The 11,925-nt window shown below is 56.6% G+C and carries 13 protein-coding genes; 6 read left to right on the top strand and 7 right to left on the bottom strand.

Features of this window, described 5'->3' with window-relative positions; translation table 11 throughout:
• Window positions 1–44: 44 nt before the first annotated feature.
• The 4 genes from psrA to phnD all read right to left on the bottom strand — a co-directional run bounded on the left by psrA (window position 45) and on the right by phnD (window position 3,821).
• The gene (gene psrA / locus DOCECA_RS18795) at window positions 45–1,136 is read right to left on the bottom strand and encodes an iron-containing alcohol dehydrogenase PsrA (protein ID WP_434649015.1); all 1,092 of its coding nucleotides are present in this window, start codon (window positions 1,134–1,136) and stop codon (window positions 45–47) included.
• Window positions 1,137–1,340: 204 nt separating this feature from the next.
• Window positions 1,341–2,159: a phosphonate ABC transporter, permease protein PhnE gene (gene phnE, locus DOCECA_RS18790; protein WP_434560777.1), complete on the bottom strand. Its 819-nt coding sequence runs from the start codon at window positions 2,157–2,159 to the stop codon at window positions 1,341–1,343.
• Window position 2,160: 1 nt separating this feature from the next.
• Window positions 2,161–2,958, bottom strand: a complete 798-nt coding sequence (phnC, locus tag DOCECA_RS18785; protein ID WP_434560775.1) for a phosphonate ABC transporter ATP-binding protein — start codon at window positions 2,956–2,958, stop codon at window positions 2,161–2,163.
• Window positions 2,955–3,821 carry a phosphonate ABC transporter substrate-binding protein gene (gene phnD, locus DOCECA_RS18780; protein ID WP_434560773.1) on the bottom strand — a complete coding sequence of 289 codons (867 nt, stop codon included), beginning with the start codon at window positions 3,819–3,821 and terminating at the stop codon, window positions 2,955–2,957. Before phnD ends, phnC begins: the two co-directional genes overlap by 4 nt.
• Window positions 3,822–3,932: 111 nt before the next feature.
• Here phnD and DOCECA_RS18775 point away from each other — a divergent pair, with 111 nt between their 5' ends.
• On the top strand, window positions 3,933–4,817 hold the full coding sequence (locus tag DOCECA_RS18775; RefSeq protein WP_420765618.1) for a LysR substrate-binding domain-containing protein: 885 nt from the start codon (window positions 3,933–3,935) through the stop codon (window positions 4,815–4,817).
• 131 nt (window positions 4,818–4,948) lie between these two features.
• On the opposite strand, the gene DOCECA_RS18770 is transcribed toward DOCECA_RS18775, so the two are convergent.
• Both DOCECA_RS18770 and DOCECA_RS18765 read right to left on the bottom strand, forming a co-directional pair.
• Window positions 4,949–5,830 (bottom strand): NmrA family NAD(P)-binding protein, encoded by an 882-nt coding sequence (locus DOCECA_RS18770; RefSeq protein ID WP_445570921.1) that lies wholly within the window; start codon window positions 5,828–5,830, stop codon window positions 4,949–4,951.
• Between the two features lie 179 nt (window positions 5,831–6,009).
• On the bottom strand, window positions 6,010–6,645 hold the full coding sequence (locus DOCECA_RS18765; RefSeq protein WP_434675837.1) for a glutathione S-transferase family protein: 636 nt from the start codon (window positions 6,643–6,645) through the stop codon (window positions 6,010–6,012).
• 157 nt (window positions 6,646–6,802) lie between these two features.
• Here DOCECA_RS18765 and DOCECA_RS18760 point away from each other — a divergent pair, with 157 nt between their 5' ends.
• A complete protein-coding gene (locus tag DOCECA_RS18760; RefSeq protein ID WP_434607886.1) occupies window positions 6,803–7,237 on the top strand; it encodes a MarR family winged helix-turn-helix transcriptional regulator in 435 nt (144 codons plus the stop codon).
• A gap of 66 nt (window positions 7,238–7,303) precedes the next feature.
• Window positions 7,304–7,852 carry a nuclear transport factor 2 family protein gene (locus DOCECA_RS18755; protein ID WP_434675838.1) on the top strand — a complete coding sequence of 183 codons (549 nt, stop codon included), beginning with the start codon at window positions 7,304–7,306 and terminating at the stop codon, window positions 7,850–7,852.
• A gap of 134 nt (window positions 7,853–7,986) precedes the next feature.
• Here the strand turns inward: DOCECA_RS18755 and DOCECA_RS18750 are convergent, their stop codons facing one another.
• Window positions 7,987–8,529 (bottom strand): TetR/AcrR family transcriptional regulator, encoded by a 543-nt coding sequence (locus DOCECA_RS18750; RefSeq protein WP_420765613.1) that lies wholly within the window; start codon window positions 8,527–8,529, stop codon window positions 7,987–7,989.
• 118 nt (window positions 8,530–8,647) lie between these two features.
• Here DOCECA_RS18750 and DOCECA_RS18745 point away from each other — a divergent pair, with 118 nt between their 5' ends.
• The 3 genes from DOCECA_RS18745 (at window position 8,648) to DOCECA_RS18735 (ending at window position 11,445) form a co-directional block, all read left to right on the top strand.
• Window positions 8,648–9,292, top strand: coding sequence for a glutathione S-transferase (locus DOCECA_RS18745; protein WP_445570920.1), 645 nt, complete (start codon window positions 8,648–8,650; stop codon window positions 9,290–9,292).
• 72 nt (window positions 9,293–9,364) lie between these two features.
• A complete protein-coding gene (locus DOCECA_RS18740) occupies window positions 9,365–10,333 on the top strand; it encodes an alpha/beta fold hydrolase (RefSeq protein ID WP_445570919.1) in 969 nt (322 codons plus the stop codon).
• Window positions 10,334–10,443: 110 nt separating this feature from the next.
• Entirely contained in the window at window positions 10,444–11,445 is a 1,002-nt protein-coding gene (locus DOCECA_RS18735; RefSeq protein ID WP_434607879.1) for a quinone oxidoreductase family protein, read from the top strand.
• The last annotated feature ends 480 nt before the right edge of the window (window positions 11,446–11,925 follow it).

The following is an 11,925-nucleotide window of genomic DNA, read 5'->3' as shown; positions in this document are numbered from 1 at the left end:
AATAGGCGGCCTAATCAGTCGCCCTCGTTTGGGTAAGCGACGTATCAGGCAGCCCGCGAGCCGATGAAATTCTTGCCGCGGGCGCCCTGCATGGCAGAAACGATCATCTCCTGCGCCTCGACCTCCGTCACGCCGTAGTCGGTGAACTCGGTCTTCACGTCCAGGTGATGGAGAAAGCTGCGCAAGCGCTCCTGGGCCTCGGCCAGGTCAGTTCCAAAGACACGCTGTAGCGTCTGGTCCCGAGCGGCGTCGCGGCCCCACGCCAGCCCCAGCACGTGTGGCAGCGTAAAGGAGCAGGCGATGCCGTGCGGCAAGCCATGACGCAGCGTCATCTCGTAGGAAATGGAATGGGCCAGCGCGGTCTTGGTGTTGGAAAATGCCAGGCCCGCTTTCAGGGCTGCCAACGCCATTCGCGAACGAAGCTCGCGGCTGGACAGGTCCTGGCGCAAGCGAGGCAGGCAGTCCAGGATGTCTTCGATGGCAGAGGTCGCAAAAGTGTCGGAGATCGGGTTGGCGTTGACGTTCCAGATCGACTCCAGCGCATGTGACAGGGCATCAAGGCCGGTGGATACCGTCACACCTGCCGGCACAGTGAGCATCAGGTCCGGGTCAATGATTGCCGCTTTGGGCCAGGTACATTCCAGATGCAGCGAGTACTTCTTTTGCTGGCCTGAATCCCAGATCGTTGCCCATGGCGTCACTTCGCTGCCAGTACCGGCTGTTGTAGGTGCTGCAATGAGCGCCTTGCAGCGCGCCGGCGTGAAGGGCTTGCCACTGCCCAGCAAAGTCAGCAGTTCATCGAAACGCCCTGATGCCGTACCGACGATCAGAGCCTTGGCGGTATCGATCGCACTGCCCCCTCCCACCGCCAACACGGTTTCACAACCTCCGGCCTGTGCCCAGAAGCGCTCGTAAGTGGCGCTCAACTGCGAGACATCCGGGTTGGGCTGCACATCTTCCACGATATGAATAAGACGCTCACCCAGCAGCGCCTGGATCTTATCGATCACGCCCAGGCCACGGGCTTCCGGGAAAGTCACCAAGGCGACCGTCTGGCCCTCGGTGAGTGCAGTGATCTGGCTCAAGCTACCGCCGCCAAAATAAGTGGCGACCGGATTATGGAAGTGGGCAGGCATGACGTTCCCCTTGTTATTGGAAGGTGCGGCCATGTTCGCTGGCGCATTACATGAGCTCAAATCGATTGATACGAGTTCTGCATCGGCCAGGCCGATACTGCCAGGCGTTGAATGGGTGTGCGTGACCACTGGGATACTCCGCTGGATCAAGTCGGGTAAAAGGGGCGTGATCGCCGGCTGAAACGCGGCGACGAGCGTGATGGGCTAGTGTCTGCCGCCCTGCTGAATCGAGGCTCGCAAGCGGTTCGAAACCATGTCGGCGGCGATTACCATCACCGTGATCACAATGATGCAGGTGGCAGTCTCCTGGTATTTGAACAGCTTGATGCTGCTCACCAGCTCGAATCCGAGACCACCAGCACCGACCATGCCCAGCACGGTCGCCGAGCGCAGGTTGACCTCGAAGCGATAGAGGATCACGGCGATCCAGGCTGTGATGACCTGCGGTATGACCCCGAACACAATCACCTGCAGCGGTCGCGCGCCCGTGGCTCGAAGTGCTTCCAGAGGGCCCTGATCAATCTCTTCGATGCTCTCGGCGAAAAACTTGCCGAGCATGCCAATGCCATGGACGGCAAGCGCCAGTACGCCGGGAAAGGGTCCCAAGCCCACAGCGGAGACAAAGACCAGCGCGAGGATCAGCTCGTTGATACTGCGAATGACGTTGAGCGCTTGTCGGGTTCCTTGATACAGCCAGCGGTTGCTTTGCAGATTACGTGCAGCGAGAAAGGCCAGCGGCACGGCGAAGAGGATACCCAGGAGCGTGCCCCAGATTGCGATCTGCAAGGTCTCCAGAGCCGGCGCTATCAACTTGGGCAAGATATCCAGGTTGGGTGGCACTGACCGAGACAGGAAGTCGCCGATTTGCGGAAGGCCGGCCGCCAACTCCCCCCAACTGAGCTGAGCGCCATTGGCACTCCAGTGCAAAACGACCATCAATATCAATACCAGCGAGGCTGTTGAAGCCCAGCCGCGAAGGCTGTCCGGCGTTTTAACCATCCAGCGGTAATTTTCAGTGCGCATGTCAACCTCCCAAGCTATTGCTGTAACGCAGCGGCGAGGAGCATTCAATGTCCGTCGCATTGTCATCCGCGCCTGTCGCTGGATAGATACGATTTAGCGTGGGTTGATCGAGACCGCTCGCGTCACCGTCATAAACGAGGCGACCATGGGCAAGGCCGATGATTCGGTCGCCAAACTCTCTTGCGAAATCGACTTGGTGCAGGTTGCACACCACGGTAATGCCGAGCTCGCGACTGGCATCACGCAGGTACTGCATGACCAGCCGCGCCGTCTTTGGATCAAGACTGGCAACGGGCTCGTCAGCGAGAATTACCTTGGGTTGCTGGGCGAGTGCGCGTGCGATCCCGACCCTTTGCATTTGCCCACCCGACAGCGAGTCGGTGCGCGCGTCAGCTTTGTGCAGCAGCTCTACTCGGCGCAGGCATTGTTGCGCTAATTCCACGTCGGCTCGACTGAACAGCTGGAGTACCGAGGCCAGTGTCGACAGCGATCCCAGGCGTCCAGTGAGTACGTTTTTCAACACCGAGAGGCGCGGTACCACGTTGTGATGCTGGAAGATCATCGCCACCTGACGACGCAGGGCGCGCTCGTCACGTGACTGCATCGCGTCGACCCCAGCGATGTGAAGCTCGCCACCATCTGCCTGGGCCAGCCGATTCATGCAACGCAGCAGCGTGGATTTTCCAGCACCTGATTGCCCAAGCACGACGACGAACTCACCGGCTCCGATCTGCAGGTCGATGCCTCTGAGCACGGGGTTGTCCCCGTAGTGCTTGGTGAGTTGATGAACCCTGATCATTTCATTTTGCTCAGGTCGAGATCGAGTACCTTGGCGGTCTCTCGGACCACGTCGTACGCGCCGTCGCGGGTGGGTTGAAAACCGTTGAGCATGCCCTGATCGCCCCAGGGGATATCCTTGACCTCGGCCAGTGCTGCCGCCAGCTTCTGCTTCAGCGCCGGGTCCAGATCCTTGCGCCACACCATCGGTGACTCGGGAATATCCGACGAGCTCCAGACGACGCGCAACTCGTCCGGCTTGACTTCACCCTGCGTCGTGGCGGTCGCCAGAATGCGGTCAGCCACAGCGGCAGCATCCACCTTGCCGTTGGCCACGGCCAGGATGCTCGCATCGTGCGAGCCAGAAAAAATCACGCGGGAAAACAGCTTGTCCGGCTGATAACCAGCCTTCTCGATACCAGCTTTGGGAAAGAGGTGACCGGACGTCGAACTTGGATCGACGAAAGCAAACGTATGCCCCTTCAGGTCGGCCAGCGACTTCAGGCCGCTGTCGGAGCGGGCCACGATCAGGCTGCGATAGGCACTTTTGCCGGTTTTTTTAGTGACTGCCACGGCGAACGCTTCCACGTCGGCCACCTGGCTGGCAAGCACGTAGGAAAATGGCCCAAGGTAAGCAACATCCAGCTTCTTGGAGCGCAACGCCTCGATCACACCGTTGTAGTCGGTGGCCACGAACGGCTTGACGGGCATGCCCAACTTCGCCTGCAACTGGTCGAGCACCTGTTGGCTGCTCTCGATCATCGATTGAGAATCTTCGGATGGAATCAGGCCGATCCTCAGCGCCGTCTCGGCAGATACTTCACTGCTGATCAGCAGCGGTAGGGACACACTGGCAGCGCAAAACAGCTTACGAAGAATTTTCATGGCATATCCGAGTCGTGGTTGGGTATGCCGCTTACCTTATTTTTGTAATGTGACCGTCATGCCATCGATTCAATATTGGTTTACATGAAAAAGTATTGAGGGAGTCTATGGATGTCGAACAGTAAGCTGCGCGCGTTTCTGGCTGTGGCCCGTCAGGGAAGCTTCAGCGCGGGGGCACGATCACTTGGGCTTAGCCAACCGACGGTCACCACGCAGATACAGGCGTTGGAGCGCTTGCATAACCTGGAGTTGTTCCACCGCCGTGGGCGCCGCGCCGAGCTGTCGACGGTTGGCCGTCAACTGCTGCCTATCGCCCAGCAATTGATGGCCCTTGAAGCCGAAGCGCATGGATTATTGCGTGACTCCGGGACAATGGTCAGGGGACAGTTGCGACTGGGGGCGGTTGGCCCGTTTCACGTCATCGAAATGGTCGATGCTTATCGTCGCGAGTTCCCCCAGGTAGAGCTGTCGATCCGGGTGGGCAACTCGGCCTCGGTGTTGGCGGACTTGGAAAACTACGTGACAGACATCGGAGTCCTCGCAGGCCTGCATGAAGATCCGTCGTTCCACTCCACGCTCTATGCCCGGCACCGGGTAATCGTGTTTGCTCATCACCAGCATCCGCTGGCACAGCGCGATGTCGTACGCCTGGAAGAACTACAGGGGCAGCCGATGTTACGCCGCGAGCAAGGCTCGACGACACGCCTGGCATTTGAGCGGGCGCTGGCCGAACGGGACGTGACGCCGCGTATGGTCATGGAGATCGGTAGTCGAGAGGCACTACGGGAAGCAGTCGCCAGGGGCATCGGCCTGGGTGTTGTGTCCGAGGCCGAGTACATCCCAGGTGCAAACCTCAAAGCCATTCGTATCGAAGGGGATCCGGTGCATACAGAGACGTACCTTTACTGCCTCGCCGAACGCCGCAGCCAGGTCATCGAGACGTTCCTGGCCTGTGCAAACCAGGCCCGGCTCAAACGTCCGGACGGAGCTCAGTGACTCGTCACCTGAGGCGGATAGTTGGTGAATGCACATCTGGGGATACTTGCCTTGGGAAATGTGACACCCGGAGGCAGGTTGGCTTCCGGGTGTCTGGCTGCAGCATCGCTTATCGCAATTCGACAAGGGTTTTATCTGCTGAACAGTTCCTTGTGTAAGGTCACGAACGCTTGAACAGCCATCGGTGGCTGTCCCGTGATTTCGCCAATAATGGAATCCTCACCGGCGAACACACCCTGCTGGTAGTCCTTGGCAACTTCCAGCAGATGCTGAATGAGGAAAGGCTGTAAGCCGTCGCTCTGCAACTCCTGGCGGTACTGATCCAGTGTTATCGCCACGTATTTGATGTCACGACCCAATACCCTGCCGACTTCGTCAGCTACGGCCTGTTGGTTCAGTTCCACCGGACCGTACAACGGGTACGTCCTGCCCTTGTGGGGCTGCGGGTCTTCCAAAATGGCAGCGATCAGCCGAGCCTGATCCTCTGCTGCGATCGGCGCGTGACGACCTGAACCAAACGGCAGGCGAATCTCGCTGTGTTCAACAATGTGTTTTCGCCAGTGCGGGTAGATCAGCCATTGTGCAAAGTAAGTGGGCCGCAAGTGGGTCATATCCAGGCCCGACCAGTCAAACACTCGCTCGGCTGTGTAGTGGTTGAGGGCTGCGTGACTCTTGGCCACGCGACGTGCCGAAATTTGAGACATGTTTACAACTGACTCTACCCCGGCTTCTCTAGCAGCGAGAGCGAAGTGGGCAGTCGCTTCAATCAAGCCAGGTGCGATTGGGTAAACGAAATAAGCTCGCTTGATGCCTTCAAGCGCTGCTCGAACTGCGTTCAAGTCCAGCAGGTCTGCGACCACAACATCGGCACCCAGTTGGCGCAATCTGTCCGCTCGTTCATCGTTCGTGCGGACCAGCGCACGTACCGCGTATTTTTTCTCACGCAATATCTCAACGGTTCTCCGGCCGGTAAAACCGCTGGCGCCGGTAATGAGGATAGTGGGGCTTGTCATCGTTTTCTCTCTCTTAGGTTCCAACCGAACACGTCGCTGGGAATTATTATTGCCGTAATATAATTAGATTATGACAATAATCATTGTCAACGAATAATTCAGCTCGGGGAAATCAGCGGTACCTTAGGGGGAGGTGGCGTTGTTGCAGGAGGCGAAAATCAAGACATGGCGCTGAACGATTATTTTCGCAACGACGGCGCAGATTCAAACGCCTGCAAACCCAGCCTCACTGCGGGCCGGGTTTCTATCAACGCCAGCCAGCGTGTCATACGGGGCAGTTTTTCCCAGTCAACTTGGCCGTGCACCGATCTTGCAAACGTAAACGCCGAAATATCGGCCATTGAGAAGAAGTCGCCCGCCATGTACTCACCTTCAAGGAAAGCTTCCGCCATCAGCAGGTGCTCCAGCGCTCTTCGATCCAGTGGCGCAGAGGCGTCTTGTTGCCCTGTCTGGCGCAGGAAAAAAGCGCTGTGGCTAGGAGCGATAACATCCGTAACGAAGAAATAAAACCGGTCATAAACCCTATATCGTTGAGCGCTCGGTCTTTCGGGCGACAGCCGACCAGGCGCCTGCTCGTCAGCGTATTGAATAATTGCGTTCGATTGATTGATGACTAGGGTGGGGGAAACGCTGTGATCGGCAAACGTCGGAACCTTACCTAACGGGTTAAGCGCCAGATATTCCGGGGCACGCTGATCGCCCGAGCGCAGATCAAGGCACCTCGGGGTAAATTCTATGCCCGCTTCAGCAAGGGCGATCGCAGCTCGAATGCTGTTTCCCGTTGACGCGCCGTAGAGTTCTCGTGTTTCGGACATAAATTTCCAGCCTCGTAAATTAGGTTTGCGAATGCCGCGAACACGGGCGATCTGGGGCCGTTGCGACAGTTTTACCGACCTTTATGAGTTTCGTTGGCACCGCGCAAGTCTCGGTGTCTCAATATTTGTACTTGACTGGTGTGTATATGCACATATTATGGGCGTCATGAAAAGCCCCCATGACGCCGACCTTTGTCATTGTCTCGCCGCAAGACGCCATGCGCGTCTGCTCACCCGCCTCTACGACCGGCATCTGGCTGCTGCGAGCCTCACTGTCTCGCAATTTTCCGTTCTTGCACTGATCAATGAACATCCCGGGATCATGATCGCCGAACTGGCGGAGGTGATGGTCATGGAACGAACCACGTTGGTTCGGGCATTGAAGCCGCTGCAGAGCGAAGGTTATGTCGCTAGCCATGCCGAAGGGCCGCGTTCTGCCATCAGACTCTCACTGTCAGCGCAAGGACGAGCGAAGTTCAAGGAGGCTGAACCTCATTGGAAAGCTGCGCAGCTTGAGCGTGAGGATCAAATCGGTGAGGCCGCAGCTGTGCAGATTCGTAACTCGCTTCTTGAGCAAACCGGTGGCAAATGAAATTTTTTTTGCGCGTTAGATGTGCAATTGCACATATAATTTCCTACCTGAAATGAGGAAGTACTCATGAAAGCTTTTCCGAGAATTTCGTCCCAGAGTGGCGTCGATACAGCGGAGCGAATCAGCGCGATCGACTTCGTGAACAGGGTCAATTGGTGGTTTGAGACTTGGGATGTTGAGGCCATGGTCGATGCATTTCTACCGGACGCCGTCGCCTACCACTTCCATGGCACCATTCGTGGGCACGATGAGATCCGACAGTTTTTCGAGAAGGACTACCCATACCTGATCCCAGGGGTCAGCCGACACGCTACCAATCACATCGTTGATGTCGATGAGGATGGAGTAGTGGTGCGATATCAGAATTTGCTTGTGCGCTACGCCACGCCAGCGTTGGCAGCGATGCTGGGAGATGGGCAGGCCATTGATAGTCCCGGTGATTTGCCAGGCATCTGGCTGTACTCGCCCATGATGGATCGCTTGCGTCGAACTGAACACGGCTGGAAAATCTTCGAACGATTCATAGGCGGTTCAACCATCAACACAGAGCTCAACCCACCGACAACTGATCCTGCTGAACTTGCCGCGTATATGCCTCAGCTGAAGCAAGCGTAACAATCATCGTCGAACTGGAGATGATGCCGGCGTCGTTAGTCACTGATCGATTTTCATTGCGGTACCTGCAGCGATTGCTCGCGTCGCTGCAGGTATGGCGCCTCAATCAAGGCGTGTCGACAAAACAGCGAACCTTAAGGCAATAGACCTGCCGAGCGATACGTCTCGATTGTCTTGTCAAAAACGCTAATGTCATCACGCCCCCGAGCGATCAACTGAGCTCCTTCCACCGCCGCATAGATCGCCAGTGCCTGATGTTGTCGTTCCTCGAGGCTCAACTGTGGCCGGCAAACAGACAAGACTTCCGTCAACCAACGCACATTCAGTTCGGTAAAGCCGTCGACCTCTGTCCTCACCTCGGGTGGTAAGTCATCGTATTCGGCAGCCATGATCCCGCACAGGCACATGCGATTGTCATTGACCAGTGCCATGCGAAATACGTCGGTGTAACCCTTCATCCACACATTCAGATCTTCGGAATGGGCGCGTAGACCATCAAGGTACTCAAGACCATCCTCGGTGTAACGTTTGGCCAAAGCCGCACCCAAGTCACCTTTGGTAGGGAAGTGGTAGTGAATGCTCGCGCTCTTGATGCCGACCTCTTTGGCCAGTTCACGAAAGCTCAAGCCGTTGTAGCCTCGGGTCTGCACCATTTTTCGGGCAGCCGCCATGATCATTTCTCGCGTATCCGTCGTCACAACTTTACCTTTCTATCGATAGATAGACGTTGACAGTGAAAATACTCTTGCCGTAGCTTATACCTATCGATAGGTAGATAGATAGTATGGAGCTCGTATGAAGATTTTTGATATTCCTGGTTTTCCTAACCCGCTGCGCATTCGTATCGTTCTGGCCGAAAAAGGCCTGGGCTCGCAAATAGAGTTCATCAAGATCGACCTGCCCGCAGCGGAACACAAGCAACCCGCGTTCCTGGCGATCAACCCTCTGGGGACCGTCCCAGTTCTGCAATTGGATGACGGCACCAACATTTCCGAATGTACCGCAATCACCGAGTATCTGGACAATCTGGACGGCAACCCGATTCTCACCGGCAAGACGCCGAAGGAAAAGGCCATTATCCACATGATGCAAAAGCGCGCGGAGTCCGAGCTGGCGGATCCGGTCGGCTATTACTTCCACCACGCCACGCCGGGGCTCGGTGCCGCACTTCAGCCATACAAGAGTCCTGAATGGGAAGGTCGTATCGAATGGGGTAACCGTCAACGCAACAAAGCGGTGGCTGGGATGGACTACTTCGATCAGGTGTTGCGTAGCCAGCCCTATATCGCTGGCGAGCATTTTTCCATGGCCGACATCACGGTATTTGCCGGGCTTATTTTCGCCGGTTTCGCGAGTATTGCCATTCCCGATCAATGCAGCGCGCTGTTGGCATGGCAGACAAACGTGCAGCAACGTCCAAGTGTAAAAAATCCGGCCTGATCCTGCTCCGTCCCGACCGGCAATCAGTCAGGACGGACCCTAAACCAACTCGTCTTTGTCAGGTATTTCTACATGACCGTTCTCAACACCCGATGGGCGTTGCGCCATACCCTGGCCATCGTCGCGCTGACGGCTACGTGCTCGACACTGACCGTTCAGGCAAGCACCACCCCCGCAGACAAAGCTGCCCAAAGCTACACCCATCAAACCGCTCCTACGCGGTTCATCGATGTCGACGGCGTGCGCCTGGCATATCGTCGCTTCGGCAAACCCAGTGGCGTGCCACTGGTATTTCTCCAGCATTTCGTTGGCAACCTGGACAGCTGGGATCCTAAAGTCATCGACGGTTTTGCCCGTGATCGGGAAATTATCCTCTTCGACAATGCCGGCGTCGCCAGTTCCGGCGGTGAAGTGCCGAACACTATCGAAGGCATGGCCAAATATGCCGCCGGCCTGCTCCAGGCACTGAACGTGAAAAAGGCTGACTTGCTGGGCTTTTCCATGGGCAGTCTGATCGCACAGCAAGTGACGCTTGATCATCCGAACCTCGTACGTCGCCTGATTCTGGTCGGCTCATCACCTCGCGGTGGCGTTGGTATGGAATCGCTGACGCCGGAATTCCAGGGCTATCTGGCAAAAAAACGAGCCGTACCGGATGAACTGCTGCTGGACGTTTTCTTTACCCAGACCGCTGAAAGCCAGGCCGCCGGACATGAGTTCCTTACCCGTCTGCGCTCACGTAAGGTCAATCGCGATGTCGATGTCGATAGCAAGACTGCACCCGCACAAGCAGCCGCCATCGCGGCCTGGGGAGTACCGGCCGACAACGCCGATGATTATCTGAAAGGCATCAAGCAACCGACGTTAATAGTCGCCGGTAGCCATGACATTGTCTTCTATACGGCCAATGACGTGACCTTGCAGCAGACTTTGCCCAACGCCCAACTGGTGATCTACCCGGATTCAAACCATGGCGCGATCTATCAATACCCGGATCTGTTTTTGAGACACGCCACGCTGTTTCTCAATGGGGTGAAATAGCCGAAACAATGCTGTGGCGATTTGCTCGGCAGCACATACCGCGCCTCCGATCAGCCTCCAAGTCAGGCCTGCGTTCACAGATCTGACGTGCTAAGAATCCAGGACCTCAGATGATGAAAGCGATTCAGTTCCGTAGCTTCGGCGGGCCCGAAGTACTCGACTACGTCGACTTGCCAACGCCCACGCCGGGGGCCGGAGAGGTGTTGATAGACACCTCTGCGATCGGGGTGAATTTTCCAGATATTCGTGAGCGGTTGGGCATGTATAACCGGCCCGAAACACGCGTTGGAGGTGTCACGCTGCCGCATGTCGCCGGACTTCAGGTCGTCGGACGCGTTTCGCAAAGAGGGGAGGGCGTTGACCCTGGCATTGTCGGGCGCAAGGTCATGGCCTTGATGCCTAAAGGCGCATACGCACAACAGGCTATTGCTCGTGCTGACATGCTGGTAACGCTGGATGAGTCAGCAAACGACGTCGCCATGGCGGGTTTACCTTGTCAGGGAGTGACTGCGTTTCTAGCTCTACGCACATGCGCGCATTTACAGTCTGGTGAAAGCGTTTTGATTCAGGGCGCCGCCGGGGGGGTTGGCAGTCTGGCTGTGCAGATTGCTAAAGCCATGGGCGCAAAGACGGTTTTCGGTACGGCCAGCACTGAAAGCCGACGCGCATTCGTGCGCGGTCTTGGGGCCGACTATGCCATTAGCTACGACACTCCTCAGTGGCCGGAACGCGTGCTTGAGCTGACCGAGGGGCGTGGAGTTGATGTGATCCTCGAAACCATCGGCAGCGAGGTATTCGATCAGAACTTTGAGTGTCTCGCCATGCTGGGACGTTGTGTGGTGGTGGGCTCCACGCGGGGGCCAGGCAAGGCGTTGCCGCCTCGTCGATTAATGGCCAAAGCGCAAACCTTGGCCGGCATGTACCTGCCGGCATTCTTCCAGCGCCCAACATTGATTCGCGAGGCTTTGCAGTTCCTCGCTGATGGCGTTACAGATGGATTGATCAGACCAGTCATCGGCGCGACGTTACCCTTGAGCGAAACGGGGCTGGCGCACGCGTTATTGGAGCGAAGGGAAGTTCAAGGCGTCATTGTGCTGGACCCGAACCTCTAATATTGGAACGTCGACTCCCCGGAATTTTCCTGCGGGCTGGTGTCGCGAGAACGTCCGGGGCGGCCATGCGATGTCAGCTGATATTTAGTATCGATTCATCACTGTCGCTGGCAACAAATGTTTTATCGGGAGGGCCGGCGTTCCTCATAAACCAACCATTCTGCTACTTCATGGTTTTGCGCCGTCATTGGGGGCACATCCTCTCCGAGCGAGCTGATGAGCGTTTTATGCCCCATAGATGCCCCGTCAACCGTGGGATGTCCTGGGACTAGGTGGGAAAACGCGGGCAATAAAAAAGCCGTAAAGCTTTGATTTATCTAGGCTTTACGGCTTTTTTGGGTCTTCCTGGGAAGACAAAATGGTGGGCCGGGGTAATTTGAAATAAGTCGGTATCTATCTGTTTTTTAAAGTTAATAATCTATTGGCCAACTTGCTTGGAATACCAGCTGGAACGCTGCGTGGTCTGGATTTCGATGGACG

The sequence above is a fragment of the Pseudomonas sp. E102 genome (assembly GCF_052660185.1).
Note: the sequence above shows the minus strand (reverse complement) of the source record. Positions and strands in the feature narration are given on the sequence as shown.

Excerpts from the sequence above, each read along its gene's own strand:
- phnD (WP_434560773.1), bottom strand. The coding sequence starts at position 3,821 with ATGAAAATTCTTCGTAAGCTGTTTTGCGCTGCCAGTGTGTCCCTACCG.
- DOCECA_RS18740 (WP_445570919.1), top strand. The coding sequence starts at position 9,365 with ATGACCGTTCTCAACACCCGATGGGCGTTGCGCCATACCCTGGCCATC.
- DOCECA_RS18765 (WP_434675837.1), bottom strand. The coding sequence starts at position 6,645 with ATGTCCGAAACACGAGAACTCTACGGCGCGTCAACGGGAAACAGCATT.
- DOCECA_RS18775 (WP_420765618.1), top strand. The coding sequence starts at position 3,933 with ATGTCGAACAGTAAGCTGCGCGCGTTTCTGGCTGTGGCCCGTCAGGGA.
- DOCECA_RS18770 (WP_445570921.1), bottom strand. The coding sequence starts at position 5,830 with ATGACAAGCCCCACTATCCTCATTACCGGCGCCAGCGGTTTTACCGGC.
- DOCECA_RS18750 (WP_420765613.1), bottom strand. The coding sequence starts at position 8,529 with ATGATCATGGCGGCTGCCCGAAAAATGGTGCAGACCCGAGGCTACAAC.
- phnE (WP_434560777.1), bottom strand. The coding sequence starts at position 2,159 with ATGCGCACTGAAAATTACCGCTGGATGGTTAAAACGCCGGACAGCCTT.
- psrA (WP_434649015.1), bottom strand. The coding sequence starts at position 1,136 with ATGCCTGCCCACTTCCATAATCCGGTCGCCACTTATTTTGGCGGCGGT.
- phnC (WP_434560775.1), bottom strand. The coding sequence starts at position 2,958 with ATGATCAGGGTTCATCAACTCACCAAGCACTACGGGGACAACCCCGTG.
- DOCECA_RS18745 (WP_445570920.1), top strand. The coding sequence starts at position 8,648 with ATGAAGATTTTTGATATTCCTGGTTTTCCTAACCCGCTGCGCATTCGT.
- DOCECA_RS18760 (WP_434607886.1), top strand. The coding sequence starts at position 6,803 with ATGGGCGTCATGAAAAGCCCCCATGACGCCGACCTTTGTCATTGTCTC.
- DOCECA_RS18735 (WP_434607879.1), top strand. The coding sequence starts at position 10,444 with ATGATGAAAGCGATTCAGTTCCGTAGCTTCGGCGGGCCCGAAGTACTC.
- DOCECA_RS18755 (WP_434675838.1), top strand. The coding sequence starts at position 7,304 with ATGAAAGCTTTTCCGAGAATTTCGTCCCAGAGTGGCGTCGATACAGCG.